Source organism: Streptomyces sp. NRRL S-495 (assembly GCF_000966955.1).
Taxonomy (GTDB): Bacteria; Actinomycetota; Actinomycetes; order Streptomycetales; family Streptomycetaceae; genus Kitasatospora; species Kitasatospora purpeofusca.
Genome location: NZ_JZWY01000291.1, coordinates 1 through 16,217 on the forward strand (window position 1 = coordinate 1; position 16,217 = coordinate 16,217).

The 16,217-nt window shown below is 73.0% G+C and carries 10 protein-coding genes and 1 pseudogene; 3 read left to right on the plus strand and 8 right to left on the minus strand.

The features are described 5' to 3' along the window. Together VR45_RS16420 and VR45_RS16425 are read left to right on the plus strand one after the other, a co-directional pair. Positions 1–1,270 (plus strand): helicase-related protein (locus VR45_RS16420; protein ID WP_045940509.1); only part of this gene is annotated, 1,270 nt, incomplete at its 5' end. A gap of 481 nt (positions 1,271–1,751) precedes the next feature. Continuing rightward, complete coding sequence (locus VR45_RS16425) at positions 1,752–2,408, plus strand: hypothetical protein (protein ID WP_052709138.1); 657 nt, start codon at positions 1,752–1,754, stop codon at positions 2,406–2,408. 249 nt (positions 2,409–2,657) lie between these two features. Here the strand turns inward: VR45_RS16425 and VR45_RS47900 are convergent, their stop codons facing one another. From VR45_RS47900 to VR45_RS16440, 3 genes and pseudogenes are all read right to left on the minus strand, one after another. Then, complete coding sequence (locus VR45_RS47900) at positions 2,658–3,137, minus strand: hypothetical protein (RefSeq protein ID WP_063772494.1); 480 nt, start codon at positions 3,135–3,137, stop codon at positions 2,658–2,660. 445 nt (positions 3,138–3,582) lie between these two features. Further along, positions 3,583–4,307 (minus strand): annotated as a pseudogene (locus tag VR45_RS16435) (ribonuclease HII). Between the two features lie 198 nt (positions 4,308–4,505). Then, on the minus strand, positions 4,506–5,216 hold the full coding sequence (locus VR45_RS16440; protein WP_079008266.1) for a TetR/AcrR family transcriptional regulator: 711 nt from the start codon (positions 5,214–5,216) through the stop codon (positions 4,506–4,508). A 164-nt stretch (positions 5,217–5,380) separates the two neighbouring features. Between VR45_RS16440 and VR45_RS16445 the strand changes: the two genes are divergently transcribed. After that, complete coding sequence (locus tag VR45_RS16445; RefSeq protein WP_286163266.1) at positions 5,381–6,922, plus strand: MFS transporter; 1,542 nt, start codon at positions 5,381–5,383, stop codon at positions 6,920–6,922. 174 nt (positions 6,923–7,096) lie between these two features. Here VR45_RS16445 and VR45_RS16450 read toward each other — a convergent pair whose 3' ends face one another. The 5 genes from VR45_RS16450 to VR45_RS16470 form a co-directional block, all read right to left on the minus strand. Further along, positions 7,097–8,677 (minus strand): DUF4173 domain-containing protein, encoded by a 1,581-nt coding sequence (locus VR45_RS16450; protein WP_159394233.1) that lies wholly within the window; start codon positions 8,675–8,677, stop codon positions 7,097–7,099. A gap of 392 nt (positions 8,678–9,069) precedes the next feature. Then, positions 9,070–12,285: an Ig-like domain-containing protein gene (locus VR45_RS42375; RefSeq protein WP_159394234.1), complete on the minus strand. Its 3,216-nt coding sequence runs from the start codon at positions 12,283–12,285 to the stop codon at positions 9,070–9,072. 203 nt (positions 12,286–12,488) lie between these two features. Beyond that, complete coding sequence (locus VR45_RS16460) at positions 12,489–13,406, minus strand: carbohydrate ABC transporter permease (RefSeq protein WP_045940511.1); 918 nt, start codon at positions 13,404–13,406, stop codon at positions 12,489–12,491. Further along, positions 13,403–14,395, minus strand: coding sequence for a sugar ABC transporter permease (locus VR45_RS16465; RefSeq protein WP_052709141.1), 993 nt, complete (start codon positions 14,393–14,395; stop codon positions 13,403–13,405). Before VR45_RS16465 ends, VR45_RS16460 begins: the two co-directional genes overlap by 4 nt. A 175-nt stretch (positions 14,396–14,570) precedes the next feature. Continuing rightward, positions 14,571–15,992, minus strand: coding sequence for an ABC transporter substrate-binding protein (locus VR45_RS16470; protein WP_078896572.1), 1,422 nt, complete (start codon positions 15,990–15,992; stop codon positions 14,571–14,573). Between the last annotated feature and the right edge of the window lie 225 nt (positions 15,993–16,217).

A 16,217-nucleotide genomic window follows, 5' to 3' on the forward strand; every position in this document is an offset into this window, starting at 1 on the left:
GGTCAAGGCGCTGGTCGCCACCTCCGCCCTCGGCATGGGCTTCGACAAGCCCGACCTCGGCTTCGTGGTCCACCTCGGCTCTCCCAGCTCCCCGATCGCCTACTACCAGCAGGTCGGCCGGGCCGGGCGCGGGGTCGACCGGGCGGAGGTGCTGCTGCTGCCCGGTCGCGAGGACGAGGCGATCTGGCGCTACTTCGCCTCGCTCGCCTTCCCGCCCGAGGAGCAGGTCCGCCGCACCATCGACGCGCTGGCCGAGGCCGGTCGGCCGCTCTCCACCGCCGCACTGGAGCCCCGGGTGGACCTCCGCCGCGCCCGGCTGGAGACCATGCTCAAGGTGCTCGACGTGGACGGCGCCGTCCGCCGGGTCAAGGGCGGCTGGACGGCCACCGGCCGGAGCTGGGAGTACGACAGCGCCCGCTACGCCAAGGTCGCCGCCTCCCGGGAGGCCGAGCAGCGGGCGATGCGCGAGTACGCGACCGGCAGCGGCTGCCGGATGGAGTTCCTGCGCCGCCAGCTGGACGACGAGGAGGCCGTGCCGTGCGGGCGGTGCGACAACTGCGCCGGGCCGCTGCACGGGCCCGAGGTCTCGGACCAGGCGCTGGAGGCGGCCCGGGCCGCGCTCGGCCGCCCCGGCGTGGGCTTCGAGCCGCGGCGGCTCTGGCCCACCGGCATGGACGCCCTGGGCGTCCCGCTCAAGGGCCGCATCCCGGCCGGGGAGCAGGCCGAGACGGGCCGCGCGCTCGGCCGCCTCTCGGACATCGGCTGGGGCAACCGACTGCGCTCCCTGCTCGCCGACCAGGCCCCGGACGGGCCGGTCCCCGGCGAGGCGGTGGACGCGCTGGTCACCGTGCTGGCCGACTGGGCACGCGGGCCGGGCGGCTGGGCCGGCCCGGCGGCGGCCGACGGCGCCCGGCTGGACCGGCCGGTCGGCGTGGTCACCATGGCCTCCTCGTCCAGGCCCCAGCTGGTCGGCAGCCTCGGCGCCAGGATCGCCGAGATCGGGCGGATGCCGCTGCTCGGGCGGATCGAGTACGCGACCGGGCAGCCGCCGCACGGCTCGCGCAGCAACAGCGCCCAGCGGCTGAACTCGGTGGCGGGCGCGCTCACCCTGCCGCCGGAGCTGGCCTCGGCGCTGGCGGCCGCCGGCGGACCGGTGCTGCTGGTGGACGACCTGGTCGACTCGGGGTGGACGGTCACCGTGGCCGCCCGGCTGCTGCGCCGGGCCGGGGCGAGCGCGGTCCTGCCGCTCGTCCTGGCGGTCCAGGGCTGACGGAGGGCGTCGTCCCCGCTCCGGCGCGGGTCGGACGCGGGCAGCGGAACGGCCGGGGAGGAGGAACGGCGGGAGAGCGGGACCAGCACGAGGACGGACCGGCCGCGGCGCCGGTCCGGCGGCGGGATCCGCCGGCGGATCAACGGAGACCATCGCGGGAAAGGAGGAACGGAGATGTCGGAGATGCTCCGGAGTGCGCTGCGACGCGGCCGGACCGCGGTCCGGAGGCGTCCTGGCCGGTTTCACGCGACCGTGGAATATATCCGGCAGAACGTTGGCTTTCGGGCGGCGTTCATCATTTCATCATTGCCGCTCCACCCCTCCTACCCTGAGAATTGGACCGTACCCGGAGCCCGGTCCCATGGACCGTGCCTCCGGCGTACGCATGCACCCGCGCGCCCGTGGGTCGGGAAGGAGGATCGTGATCAGCGGCATCGACCGAGGTCAGTATCCCCTCGCCCGGAGCTCGTCGCCCAGACGGATGCTCGACCTGGAGGCCTGGACGGACTCGGGGATCCCACTGCTCCGCGACCCTCGCGACTTCGTGCTGGAGCTGCACCAGCGGCACCTGCCGCAGCCGGGCACGGTTGTGGTCGCCGTCCTGGACCCCGAGCACCGGGTGACCGCCTCGGCCTCCTTCGCCCCCTGGCCGCACGATGCGGACGGCTGGCAGCACCGCAACGCGATCCTCGCCCACCTGCGCCAGGTCACCCCGCACGACCTGCGCCTGCCCAGCCCGGCCCGGACGGCCGTGCTGCTGCGCTGCCGCGAGGGCGCGGCCGGCTGGACGGAGCAGGACGGCGCGTGGATGTGGGCCCTGCGGGACGCTGCCGCCCTGCACGGGCTGCGCTGCGGAGCGTACGTGGCGCTGACCCCGGCCGGCTGGCAGATCCTCGGGGACGGACGGGGCGGCCGCAATCCGCACGCGGGGTCGTGGGCGGAAGGTCCGGTCCACACCGTGACCGAGCTGCCACCGCGCACGGCACTGGAGGGTTCGCACGGCCAGCGGCCCCTGCGGCCGGCACCCGAGCGGCTGCAGCACGGCGAACGGCCCCAGCGGTCCCGCCAGGGCGACCGCCCGTGGACGCCCGCCCGGGTCACGGCGATCGAACCGGCCCGGCGCACCGGCACCCGCTGACCGGAAGGCCTCCCGTCCGCGGTCCGTGACGGCCGACGCCGGTCCGGCACGCGTCGGGTCCGGCGTGCACCGCCGCCCCGCCGGTCGAGCGGCCCGCACCCCTGCCTCCCCACCTGCCCCTTCCACCCCTGCCCCTCCACAGCATCCGCGCCGTCCCGGGCCCCGGCATGCCGAAGCCCGGCACCCATGGGGCACCGGGCCGGGACGGAACAGGACGGGGAGGAGGGGACCGAACAGGACTGGACAGGGTCAACGCACAGGTCGTCGACCAGACCATCGACCGGGCCGGAAGGCCGGTCCCGCGAGGGCCGAAGGGCCCCCGCGGGTCGCGGATCCGAGCGTGGGTCTCAGGCGGGCAGAACGCGCGGAGCGGGTGCGCCGGCGGCGGCGAGCGGCGTACCGGCGACCGCCGGGTCGGCGCCGCCGCAGACCACCAGCAGTTCCTCCGCGTGCCGCACGCAGCGCCTTGGCGTACGCCGCCGCGGCGCGCTCGGCCGAACCGCCGTTGACGACCAGTACGACCACCGGGCGGCGGACCGGGCGGGTCAGCTCCGCGTCGGCGTAGAAGACGTCGCCGCCCTCGGTGAGTTGCGCCCAGTAGCGCTCCTCGCCGAAGGAGAGTTCGTGCTGCTGCCACGGGTGCGCCCCGCCGACGGTCAGCACCAGGACGGCGCCGGGCTCGCGGCCGGCGTCCAGCAGCAGGTCGACGGTCTCGTCGGCGCGGTCCAACGCAGCCGCCCGACTGGCGGGGACGTGCCGCACCTCGACCGGCGCTGCTTGCGGCGTCGGCTGCGGCGCCGGTCGGGGACCGGGCTTGGGGATCGGGCTCGGCCGCGGCGACGGCCCCGGACGGTCCGCACGCGCGCTCGTCGAACGCGGCCGCGCCGCCCGCGGCGGTGCGGGGCGGGGCCCCGGCACCTGGACCGGCGCGGGGCCGGCGGCCGACGGTACGACGGGGGTCGCGCCGCCGGTGGCTGGCGCGTGGAGGGCTTGTGCGTCCGACTCGCGGGGACTGGGAACGCCGGGGCCCGGGAGGCTCTCGTTGATCTCCGGCTCCTCGGGGAAGACAGGCATACCCGGATATCTATCAAATGCCGGTCGAACGCGCACGGGCGCCCCACCCATTGGGCACCGCGGGCCCTACGGTCCGCGGTCGAAATATCCCGACGTAGTGTCAGAAACCGAGCGCGAGCTGCTCCCCGGCGGACTCCGCGGAGACCGTCCCGGCGGGGCCGGGCAGCACCCGGATCCGCTTCAGATGACGCCACTTGGGCAGCGCGTCCAGATAGGACCAGGAGAGGCGGTGGTGCTCGGTCGGCCCGAGCTCCTCCAGTGCGGCCCGGTGGACCGGGGAGGGGTAGCCGGCGTTGTCGGCAAAGGCGTACTCGGGGTGCTCCTCACCGAGTTCGGCCATCATGCCGTCGCGGTGGACCTTGGCGAGCACGGAGGCGGCGGCCACGCAGATGCACGACTGGTCGCCCTTGATCACCGTGCGCACCCGCCAGGGGCCGCCGAGGTAGTCGTGCTTGCCGTCCAGGATCACCGCGTCCGGATCACCGCGTCCGGCTCCACCGGCAGCGCCTCCAGCGCACGGACGGCGGCCAGCCGCAGCGCGGCCGTCATCCCGAGCTCGTCGCACTCCGTGGCGGAGGCGTGGCCGAGGGCGTACGCGGTGACCCAGTCGGCGAGGACGGGTGCGAGTGCCTCACGGCGGAGCTGGGTGAGCAGCTTGGAGTCGGTCAGCCCCTCGGGGGGCCGGCGCAGGCCGGTGACGGCCGCGCCCACGGTGACCGGACCGGCCCAGGCACCACGCCCGACCTCGTCGAGGCCGACCACGATCTTGGCGCCGGCCCGGCGCAGCGAACGCTCGACGGAGTGCGTCGGCGGGACGATGGGCATGAGGGGGTCCGTTCAGCTGGTCGGACTCCAGCCTAAGCCACCCGCCCGCACCCCCGGCCCGTCCCCGGCCCGTCCCCGCCCCGGCCCCGCCCCGGCCCCGCCCCGGGCCCCCACCGGACGGGAGACCGGACGGAAAGCCGAGCGGGAAAGCCAGCGGAAAGGCAGACAGGAAGCCGGGCCGGAGACCGGGCGGCCCCCTCACATCCGGATCAGCGGAACGAGGACCTCGTCCACCAACTGGTCGACGAACTCGGGCCCGACCTGGCGGCCGCAGACCTTCACCCGGTACAGCAGCATCGCCGGGACGACGTCGGCGACCAGCGGGGTGGCGGCGTCCGGCCGGACGTCGCCGCGCTCGGCGCCCCGGCGGAGGATTTCCAGGATCACGCCCTTGGTGGGCTCGATCATCCGCTGGGCGATGAAGTCCTTGAACAGCTGCGCCTGTTCGTGGTCCAGCTCGGCCATCACCGCGGTCACGGCGCCGCCCGCCCGGGAGCGCGTCACCGAGGCGAAACTCTCGACCAGGTACCGCAGTTCCTCACGGGCGGACCCGAAGTCCGGGGTGTCGGTAGGGCGTGGGAGAGTGGAGTCCAGGGCGTCGATGACCAGTTCCACCTTGGACGCCCACCGCCGGTACAGCGCGGCCTTTCCGGTGCGCGCGGCACCGGCGACCCCTTCCATCGTCAGCCGCGCGAACCCGCCGGAGGTGAGCTGATCGAGCGTCGCTTCGAAGATCGCCGCCTCCAGCTCCCGCCCGCGCCGCCGCGCCGGCCTGGTCAGCGCCTCGGCCACGGCCTGGACCGGGCAGGGGCCCCGCGTGGGCTCGGGCGCGCGCTCCGCCTCGACCCGGGGGGTCTGCCGGCCGGCCGAGCGGTCCTTCGCCTGGCGCCGCACCAACTGATCCATCATCACCAACCCTAAGGAACGCTTGCGTTCATAATCTCGCCGACGCTATCGTCCACAGTAGTGAACGATACCGTTCCTTCATAGCCCGCGGGACGCCGTCGGGCCGAGCCGGACCCCAGGGTCCGCAGCATACGAAGCAGTAGCCAGCAGGGGGCATCAACTTGGCTATCTCCGACACACTCAGCAAGAACTCTCCGGCGCGGAGCGGGCACGGCCCGAACAAGGGCATCACCCTCGCCGTGATCGCGGCCACGCAGCTGATGGTGGTGCTCGACGCCACCATCGTGAACATCGCCCTGCCGCAGATCAGGGACGCGCTGGACTTCTCCACCACCAACCTCTCGTGGGTGATCAACGCCTACACGCTCACCTTCGGCGGCCTGCTGCTGCTCGGCGGACGCGCGGGCGACATCCTCGGCCGGCGACGGGTCTTCATCGCCGGCACGCTGCTGTTCGGGCTGGCCTCGCTGCTCGGCGGCTTCGCGCAGGACGGCGGCATGCTGCTGGCCGCCCGCGCGCTCCAGGGCATCGGCGGCGCGATCTGCTCGCCGACGGCCTTCGCCCTGATCGCCACCAACTTCGACGAGGGGCCCGAACGCAACCGGGCCTTCGGCGTGTTCTCCGCGGTGGCCGGTTCGGGCGCCGCGATCGGCCTGCTGGCCGGCGGCCTGCTCACCGAGTACCTCGACTGGCGCTGGGTCTTCTTCGTCAACGTGCCGATCGCCGTCCTGATCGCCTTCGCCGCGCCGCGCTACATCGCCGAGTCGGAGCGCCACCCGGGCAAGTTCGACCTGCCGGGCGCACTCACCTCGACGCTCGGCCTGGTCGGCCTGGTGTACGGCTTCATCCGCGCCGCGTCCGACGGCTGGACGGACCCGGTGACGCTCGGCTCCTTCGCCGGCGGCGTCGTGCTGGTGGCCGCGTTCGTGGTCATCGAGACCCGCACCGCGCAGCCGATCACCCCGCTGAAGCTGTTCGCGAACCGGAACCGCACCGGCGGTCTGGTGATGATGCTCTGCCTGGCCGCCGCCATGTTCGGCATCTTCTTCTACATCACGCTCTTCGTGCAGGGCCCGCTGGACTACAGCCCGCTCAAGGCCGGCTTCGCCTTCATGCCGATCAGCGCCTCGATCATCGTGGCCGCCCAGCTGGCCTCCACCTTCCAGGCCAAGTACGGCCCGAAGCCGTTCATGGCGGGCGGCGCACTGCTTGTCACCGTCGGGCTCACCTGGCTGACCTTCATGAACGCCGACAGCGGCTACGTGGACGGCATCCTCGGCCCCACCGTGGTCTTCGGCTTCGGCATGGGCCTGGTCTTCGTCCCGGTCATGCTGCTCGCCGTCGCGGGCGTCTCCGGCCAGGAGACCGGCGCCGCCTCCGGCCTGCTGAACTCGATGCAGCAGATCGGCGGCTCGCTCGGCCTGTCGATCCTGACCACGGTGTTCGCGCACTACGCGACCGCCGAGGCCAAGGTCCAGCTGCCCGGCTTCATGGCCACGGCCACCCCGGAGCAGAAGGCCTGGCTGCTGGAGAAGCAGGAGTTCCCGAAGGGCACCGGCGCGGCCAACGAGGTGCTCGCGCAGGGCATCTCGCACGGCTTCATCGTCGGCGCCGTGATGGCGGGCCTGGCCTTCGTGATCGCGGTCGTCGCCATCAAGGCGAAGGCCTCCGACCTGCCGTCGGACACCGCCGGCGTCGCCGTGCACTGACCCGGTCGCCCACCTCGGTGGGCCGCACCGGACGCGACACCGCGCAACACGGCACGACGCACCACAGCACGAGGCACCACAGCACGACACAGGGCCGGTCGGGAGCAGTACGCTCCCGACCGGCCCTTCGCGCATTCCCCGGAGGCTGGCAGCCACCGGGGCCGGCGCCGACGCTCAGCCCTCGAAGGCGTAGTCGCGGCTCATGCCCACCCGGTCGCAGGCGTCCTCCGCGTACGAATAGTGGTCCGGCATGGGCCGTTCGGCAAGGATCCCCCGGGCCCGCGACGCCGCCAGGCTGGTGGCGTACCAGGGCGTGGAGCCCTCCGCCCGCAGGTTGTACGCCACCAGGCCCAGCGCACACGTCCGGTAGTCGCCGGGCAGCCGGTCCAGGGCCGGCACGGCGTCCACCGAGAGGTAGCGGACGTTGCGCAGATCGATCTGCCCGGTCCGCTCGAAGCGGGCCACGTTGTGCTCCGCGACGATCGCGTCCGGCCCCATCAGCCCATAGACGGCGGCGGCCGCCACCGCGCTGAGCACCGCCGCACGCGGCAGCCAGCCGGCCGACGGGGTCAGGCCCGCCACGATCAGCAGCACGAACACCACGCCCAGCCAGATCTCGACCGCCAGCACCCAGAGCCGCAGGGTGGTCAGACCGGAGGCGTCCACGTAGAACCACATCCGCCCGAGCGCCGCGGCCACCACCACCAGGGTCAGCAGGCAGAGCGCGCCGAGCAGCAGCCGCACCAGCCGGCGGTCGGCCTCCGTCCCGCGCGGCGCCCAGCGCTTGGCGAGCGCGACGACCACCAGGGTCAGCACGGTGACCACCAGCAGCTGCCAGAAACCCTGCCGGGCGTACTCGGAACGGCTCATCCCGGTGCGCTCCAGGATCGCCTCGGCGCCGCCGAGCACCACCACCGCCTGGAGCACCACGAAGGCGCCGAACATGAGGTTCAGCGCGGCCAGCGGCAGGGCCCACTCCAGCCGGCCCCGGGCACGGCCCGGCCGGACCACGGTGCGGTCCCAGCGCCGCGGGCCCGCCGCGATGTGGGCGAAGCCCAGCGCAACCGCCATGCCGAGCGCGAACAGGGCCGCGCGGGCCGGGAGTTCACCGAGGTCAAGGCTGGGGACGAGGCTCTCCAGAACGTTCGCCATGGCCGCGTCCGCACCGGCGAACAGGGCGCCGAAGACGGTCAGCAGCACCACCGCCGCCAGGACGCCCTTGAGCACCGGCACCAGCTGGCCCCGGTCGCCCGCGCGACGGCCGCGCAGGGCCCGGCCGGCCCACACCAGTCCGGGCACCAGTTGCCAGAGCAGGCCGGGCAGCGCGAGCAGGACGCCGCTCCAGCGCCGTCCGCCGTGCAGCGCCAGCGAGGCCAGGCCCACCGCCCAGACGGTGCTCAGCAGCACCGGCCAGCCCGCCTCGTACAGCGCCGGGACGGCGAGCAGGGCGAGCGCGAGCGCGCTCCACAGCACGGTCCAGACCCTCGGACGGCGACCGGCGGCCCGGGCGGCGGCCCCGGCGCCCACGGTGACGACCGCGGCGCAGAGCAGCAGGTTGACGCCGAGTCCGTCGATCAGCAGCCAGGAGCTGAGCAGACCGGCGAGCACCGCCGCCAGCACCGTCCGGCCGGTGGCCGGGGCCTTCCGCCCCGGGTCGCTGGGCCGCAGCCACTGGAACGTCGCGGGGCCGCAGCCACTGGAACGGCTGCGGCGCGGGGGTGCCGGGCGCCCGGTACGGGTCGGCGCCGGAAGCACCGCCGGGGCCGTAACCACCGGGACCGTGACCACCGGCAGGGCCGAAGGCCCCGGTGGGCCCGGCCACCGGCACACCGCCACCAGCCCCGGCACCCACCCCCGCGTCCGCCCCGGCACCAGTACCGCCGGCACCGGGCCGGGGCGGCACTCCGCCCGCGGCGGGCATGCTGAATCCGGACATGGGATCCCCCTCAATGGTCGGGTGGGAACGCGGAATCCACCCTCCGGGCGGTCCGCCGACGAGCACGCGGAACCACACCGGTGAGGACACCGGGCACCACGGCCGAAGCCGACTGTAGACCATTCTGAACAGGTTCAAAAATACCGGACCGGGCCCTGTCACACCCCTGTGACAGAGCCCGGCCCGAAGCCGAGGAGGAAGTGGACCCGCGTCAGTACGTCCCGTAGAGCGAGTACCGGAAGGCGTCCTTCACCGCCGGCCCGAAGTCCGCCGGCCACGTCCCGAACGGCACCACCGTGTTGCTGTACGCCCCCTGCCCGGCCGTGCCGGTCGAGTAGTTCATGTTGTTCACCGTGGTGCTCGTGCCGTTGGTGTTGTAGACGAACCAGTACGAGGTGTTGGCGCTCAGGGTGAGGTTCACCGGCAGCGAGTTCCACGCGTTGGCGGTCAGCGTGCCCGAGCCCGTGGCGGCCACCAGCGTGCCCGGCGAGCCGCCCGCGTCGGTGTAGACGGCCAGCTGGTACCGGTTGTTGGGCGCCGCGGCGATCGGTCCGACGTGCACGCTCAGCGCGGTGAGCGCCGCCGGATCGGCGCCGGTGGTCACCCGGCTGCCGTTCAGGTGGTTGGAGTCGGTGTCGTCGATCAGCGAGCCCACCGCCGTGTTCCCGATCGTCCGCGGCTCCGCTCCCCCGGTGGTGAAGGAGAACGTGTACGGGGCGGCCAGGGCGTTCCCGGACCGGTCCCGGACACCCTGGACGGTCGCGGTCCACCCGGTCGTGAGTGCCAGCGGGGCGGCCGGCGTGAACACCACGCCGTTCGCCGCCGCGTCGTGGGCCACCGACCCCGCGACCGCCGCGCCGCCGGCCGTGGCCCGCAGGGTGACGGACCCGCCGGTGACGCTCGCCGGGTCCAGCGGCTCACTGAAGGAGAACCGCACCGCCGTGCCCGGGGCCACCCCGTCGGCGCCACCGGCCGGGGTGGTGCCGATCACCGCGGGCGCGGTGGTGTCCTGCCCGTAGCTCGCGCTGTAGGAGCCGACCGCGCCGTCGAAGAACGCGTAGGCGATGCCCTTGACCGTCTCGACCCGGTACGGCACCGGATGGCCGCCCGAGGTGATCCCGGTCAGCGTGCCCGCGGCCGCGTCGACCGGCAGCATGGCGCGCAGTCCGTTGGCCCCGCCGGTGATGCCGAAGGTCAGCGCGCTCCCGTTCCAGGACAGCCCGGTGAAGGCCGAGGCGTTGCGCCCGTCCAGCCAGGTGAGCATCTGCCGACCGGACACCACCGGGGCGCCGTGCGCCTTGGCGGCGGCGACGACCGCGTCCGAGGCGGCGGAGGCGGCGAAGTCGGTGTGGATGTTGGCGGTCAGGGCCGCGTAGTAGCCCTTGGCGCCGTACGCCGCGTCGAGCAGGGTGTTGACGGTGCCCGGGTAGGACTGGCCGGACTCGTCGGTGAGCTGGGTGGTGGCCTGGTACTCGTCGATCACGCTGCCGTCGGTGTCGGCGAAGCGCATGATCTGCGCCGTGCCGTTGAAGTAGCCGGGCCGGTCCTGGGTGAAGTTCGAGGGGTAGAAGTAGTAGTCGGTGTCCAGCCGGATCCCGTTGGCGAGCTTGGTCCTCGCCTGGGTGGCCCAGTCGTCCCACTCCACGCAGTGGGTGCGGCTGCTCGACGGGTTCGGCAGGTTCGGGTACTTGGCCCGCCACGCCGCCAGCTGGTCCCGGTAGTAGCCCTGGAGGACCGAGGTGCTGCCCCAGGGGCGGCAGTTGGTGCTGATGTGCACGCCGACCTCGAAGCCCTGGTCGCTGTACGCCTTCGCCTGGGCCGGGGTGAGCGGGTCGTCCGTGTAGATGTAGGAGGAGCCGCGGACGCACTCCCAGTTCGCGACCGAGCAGCCGGGCGGGCTCTGCGCGATGTAGCCGTCCCAGCGGCCGGCCGTGCCGCCCACGCCGTGGTCGTCCCCGGTCATCACCACGACGGCCTTGACGTCGCGCGGGAAGTACCAGAACCGCGGCAACGGCTGCGCGGTGGAGGCGAGCTGGGTGAGCAGGTTGGCGAGCAGCCGCTGCTGCTCGTCGGCGATCGGGATCAGCGCCTTGTCCAGGTCGTTCCAGTCGGGCTGGCCGCCGGTGCCGAAGAACATCTCGCTGGCCTCGTAGCCGTCGACGCCGTCGCGCTGCTGGCCGGCCCAGGCGGCGTTGCCCTGCCGGGTCTGCACCACCGACCTGGCGAGGTCGTAGCTGAACGCGGCGGCACGGCCGCTGCCGGCCGTGCGCAGGCTGACCGCCGGGTTGGCGGTCGCGGTCGCGGCGTCGCTGTACAGCGTGGCGACGGCGGTGGCGCCGTTCAGCGTGTAGAGGTCGGCGGGGCCGTGGTAGCCCATGGTGTCGCCGGTGATCCCGGCGCCGGGCGCGGCGCCGGTGTTGACCTTGAGGTAGGCGTCGGCGCGGGTTCCGGTGGCCGGGGTGAGTCCGAACAGCGGTGCCAGCTGCCGGTCCGGGCGCATCGCGACCAGTTCGCCGCCGCCGTTGGTCCAGGTGGTGAACAGTGCGGCCTGGGCGGCGGTGAGCGGCATCTCGCCGAGCAGCACCACCTCGGCGGAGGCGAGCACCGAGGCGGTCACGGCCGAGATGTCCACCTGGCGGTAGGCGTTCAGGCCCTCCGCCTTGAGGATCTCGGCCAGGTACCGGGTGTACGGATTGGCCTGGCTGGTGACCAGCAGGATCGGGCCCTCGGTGCCCGGCCCCGCGCCGGGCGACGGGGGCGGCGGGGCCGCCTCGGTGGTGTACGTGGCGTAGATCGAGAAGCTCAGCCCGCTGCTGGTGACCGCACCTGCGGTGGCCGGCCAGCTGCCGAACGGCAGGCCGCCGTTGCCGTACACGCTGGTGCCGCCCGGGCTGTACCGCAGGTTGTTGACCGTCGGACCGGAGCCGTTGCTGTTGTAGGCCAGCCAGTACGGTGTGTTGGCAGTCAGGGTGGCCGTCAGCGGGACGGTGTTCCAGCCCGACCCGGTGAGGGTGGCGGTGGCACTGCTCGCCAGCAGGGCCCCCGGGCTGCCGCCGTTGTCCTGGTAGATCGCGGCCTGGAAGCGGTTGTTGGGCGCGGCGTCCACGCCGTCCACGTACACCGAGACGCTACTGACCGTGCCGCCGGCCGAACCGGTCACGTACCGCGAGGCGTTGAGGTAGTTGGAGTCGGCCGTATCGGTGGCGCTGCCGACCGCCGTGGTGCCGAGCGTCGCCGTGACGGCCGCCGCCGGGGGCGCGCCCGGCCCGGACACCAGCGCCGCCGCCGTGGCCAGGGCCGCCAGCAGGACTCCGGCCCGCCGCCACCACCGCCCTCCCGCGCGCCCGCCGCCGCCCCGACCGCCACCGCCGCGATCGCCGCCGCGTCTGTCGGTACGCCCGCCCAGGCGTGTGCCCCTGTCTGCCATGACCGCCCCCCTGTGTCATCTCGGCCGACCAGCCCCTAACGGTGTACCGGCAACCCGCCGACCGTGTCCACGAAACCGCCACATTCACCCTGGAACGGCCTGAACCCTGACGTTCCCCCGGGCGGAACGGGCCGAACGGGCCGAACGGGCGGACCGGAGACAGCCGTTGGGCGCGCCGGCGCCGGCGCTCGACCGGACCGCCGTCAGCCCTTCACCGAACCGGCCAGCAGCCCGCGCACGAAGTAGCGCTGGAGCGCGAAGAACACCGCCAGCGGAATCACGATCGACAGGAACGCCCCCGCCGTCAGCAGCTCCCACCGCCCGCCGAAGGAGCCGGACAGCTGCGCCAGCCGGACCGTCATCGGCGCCACCTCCGGGGTCCCGCCGGCGAAGGTGAGCGCCACCAGCAGGTCGTTCCAGACCCAGAGGAACTGGAAGATCGCGAACGAGGCCAGCGCGGGCGTGCAGAGCGGCAGCACGATCGAGCGGAAGATCTTGAAGTGCGAGGCGCCGTCCACCACCGCCGCCTCCATCAGGTCGCGGGGCAGCTGGGCGATGAAGTTGTGCAGCAGGAAGATCGCCAGCGGCAGCGCGAACATGGTGTGCGCCAGCCACACCGGCGCGTAGGTGCCCTTGAGGTCCAGCGCCGGCAGCAGCGTCAGCGAGCCCAGGTGCGCACCGCCCGAGAACAGCTGGAGCAGCGGGATCAGCGCCATCTGCAGCGGCACCACCTGGAGCGCGAAGACCACGAAGAACAGGGTGTCGCTGCCCCGGAACCGCACCCAGGCCAGCGCGTAGGCGGCCATCGCCGCCAGCGCCAGCGGGAAGAGCGTGGCCGGGACGCTGATCGCCAGCGAGTTCACCAGGAAGGGCATCAGGCCGGTGGAGACGCCGGAGCCGCCCTCGAACAGCACCGTGTGGTAGTTGTCCAGCCCGAGGTCCGGGTGGAGCAGGGCGTTCCACCAGCCGTCCGCGGTGACGTCCCGTTTGGGGCGCAGCGAGGTGACCAGCAGCCCGAGGGTGGGGACGGTCCACAGCACCGTCACCACGATCACGAAGACCGAGGCCAGCGGTGAGGAGAAGGCCTTCCGGACGGCGCCGCCGTCCCGCCGTACGCTCATCGGACCGCACGCTCCTTGCGCAGCTGGAGGATGTTGTAGGCCACCAGTGGCAGCACCGCGAGGAAGAGGATCACCGCCAGCGCGCTGCCCCGTCCGGTGTTGAACTGGACGAAGGACTGCGAGTACATCTCGTTGGCCAGCACCTGGGTGCCGAAGTTGCCGCCGGTCATGGTGCGGACGATGTCGAAGGCCTTCAGCGTGGTGATCATCACCGTGGTCAGCACCACCACCACCGTGGTGCGGATCATCGGCACGGTGACGTGCCGGAACAGCCGCAGCCCCTGGGCGCCGTCCAGCCGGGCCGCCTCGGTGACCTCGTCCGGGATCGCCTTGATCGCCGCCGACAGCACGACCATGGCGAAGCCGGTCTGCACCCACACCATGACGGCCATCAGCAGGAAGGTGTTGAGCGGCTGGGTGAGCATCCAGTTCGGCGGGTCGTCCCAGCCCAGCCAGATCGCCAGCTGACTGAGCAGACCGATCTGCCGCTGCGAGTGGTCGCGCGACTCGTAGACGAACTTGAAGATGATCGAGGCGCCGACCAGGGAGATCGCCATCGGCATGAAGATCAGCGACTTGTAGACCGCCTGGCCGCGCATCCGGTCCACCAGCAGGGCCAGTACCAGCCCCAGCCCGGTCGCCACCAGCGGCGCGATCACCAGCCAGAGCAGGGTGTTGACCAGTACCTCGCGCACCGAGCCGGTGGTGAAGGCCCAGCCGAAGTTCTCACCGCCGACGAAGCGGCTGCTGTCGTCGCTGTAGAGGCTCAGGTAGACGGTACGGACCAGCGGCGCGACCAGGCCGAGCAGCAGCAGGACCAGCGCCGGTCCGAGCAGCACCAGCACGGCCAGCGGGCGGGCGATCCGGCCGGAGGCGCGGCCGGCGACCAGGAAGACCAGCAACAGGATGCCGACGAAGCCGGCGATCGCACCGAGGCCGTTGCCGAACTTGACCATCGCGTCGCCCCAGGCACCGGCGGCGAGGGACATGGCGTCACGTCCTTTCCCAACGGGAGGCGGAACGGGGATACCGGGAACCGGGGGTACCGGGAACCAGGGGCACCAGGAACCGGGCGGACCGGAGGAAGCAGGGAGCGGAGGGGCGGGCGGTGCGGGTGGGTGGCCCCGCACCGCCCTTCGGCAGGTGGTCCTGCGACGCGCGCCGCTACTGCGGCCAGGCGGCGTCGATGTCCGCGGCGGTCTTCTGGATCGACTGCCCCTCGGCGAACCAGGCCGTGAGCGACTTCCACTCCTGCCCGGCGCCGACCGCGGCCGGCATGAGGTCCGAACCGTCGAACCGGAAGGTCGCCGCCGGGTCGGTCAGCGCATCGGCGGAGATCCGGTCGATCGGATCGGTGTAGAGGCTCTTGTCCACACCCTGATTGGCCGAAACCCAGCCGGTCGCGGTCCGCACCCGACTGCTCGCCCAGTCGGCGCTGGACAGGTAGTTCTGCACCGCCTGCACCTCGGGCCGGCTCGCGAACGCGGTGAGGAACTCCCCGCCGCCCTCGACCGGATTGGGCACCGAGGGGTTCACCGCGGGCAGGTGGAAGGCGAAGATGTCGCCGTCCGGCCCGATCTTCGTGTCCTTGGGCCACTGCGCCTTGTAGAACGAAGCCTGCTGGAGCATCAGGCACTTGCCGGTGAGGATCGGCGCGCCCGCGTCCTGGAAGGTCGTGGTGGCGATCGACTTCACGTCACCGTAGCCGCCGTTGACCCAGGCCGGGTTCTGCATCCAGTCGGCGACCGTCTTCATCGCCGCGGCGATCTTCGGATCGGAGAACTTCACCTGGTGGTTCACCCACTGGTCGTAGACCTCGCCGCCGTACGTGCCGAGGACCACCTCCTCCAGCCAGTCGGTGGCCGGCCAGCCGGTGGCCGTACCGGAGGAGATGCCGCCGCACCACGGCTTGGCACCGCCGCCCGCCTTGGCGATCCGGTCACTGAGCGCCATCAGGTCGGCCCAGGTCTTCGGGACCTCGTAGCCGGCCTGCTTGAAGGTCTTGGGCGAGTACCAGACCAGGGACTTCATGTTGGCGCTCATCGGCGCCGCGTAGAAGGTGCCGTTGACCGACCCGTAGGACTTCCAGACCGGGCTCCACTTCTCCTGGTTCGCCACGGTCTGCTGCGGCGGCTTGACCACCTTGCCGCTCTTGACCATCTGCGCGAGCAGGCCGGGCTGCGGGACGATCGCGAAGTCCGGGGCGTTGCCGCCGCTCACCCGCACCGGCAGCTGGGACTCGAAGTCGTTGCTGCCCTCGTAACTGATCCGGATGCCGGTGCACCGGCTGAAGTCGGCCCAGGACTTCTCCAGGTTGTCCGACTCGGGGCTGAGGATCGAGGCGAACACCGTCACCGTGGTGCCCCCGTGGCCGGCGTAGGGCTGGTAGCGGGCGCAGTCGCCGGACAGGGTCTGGTTGCCGCCCCCGCCCGAACCTCCGGAGCTGTCGGTGCTGTTGGAGCAGGCCGCGGTCAGGGCCGCGACGGCCAGCAGGGCCACCGCCGCGAGCGGACGGCGGCGGTGGCGGAGGCGGGCAGGGGACGGGGGCGGCGCGGTCGTGGACGGCACGGTCGGGGTGGGAGTCAACGCGGTCCTCCTCGCCGGGGCGTGAACGCTCGGCTGTGCGACAGAACGGCATTGCGCTGTACCGGAGTTCGACGTTCGACATGGACGCGGCGGCCGGCCGATCCGACGACGGTAACGCAGCCGCGACGTGCCGCCAAGGTCCGGGCACGCCCTTCGTCACCGCGTGCCCCAGTTGTGACCCTGCGCGCCGGGCGCCCGCGAGCCCCGACGGACCCACCGCCGGGC

What these genes read in the sequence shown, in the direction of transcription:
- VR45_RS16460 (WP_045940511.1), bottom strand. Translation starts at nt 13,406, where the DNA reads ATGAGCGTACGGCGGGACGGCGGCGCCGTCCGGAAGGCCTTCTCCTCA.
- VR45_RS42375 (WP_159394234.1), bottom strand. Translation starts at nt 12,285, where the DNA reads ATGGCAGACAGGGGCACACGCCTGGGCGGGCGTACCGACAGACGCGGC.
- VR45_RS16465 (WP_052709141.1), bottom strand. Translation starts at nt 14,395, where the DNA reads ATGTCCCTCGCCGCCGGTGCCTGGGGCGACGCGATGGTCAAGTTCGGC.
- VR45_RS16425 (WP_052709138.1), top strand. Translation starts at nt 1,752, where the DNA reads ATGCTCGACCTGGAGGCCTGGACGGACTCGGGGATCCCACTGCTCCGC.
- VR45_RS16440 (WP_079008266.1), bottom strand. Translation starts at nt 5,216, where the DNA reads ATGATGGATCAGTTGGTGCGGCGCCAGGCGAAGGACCGCTCGGCCGGC.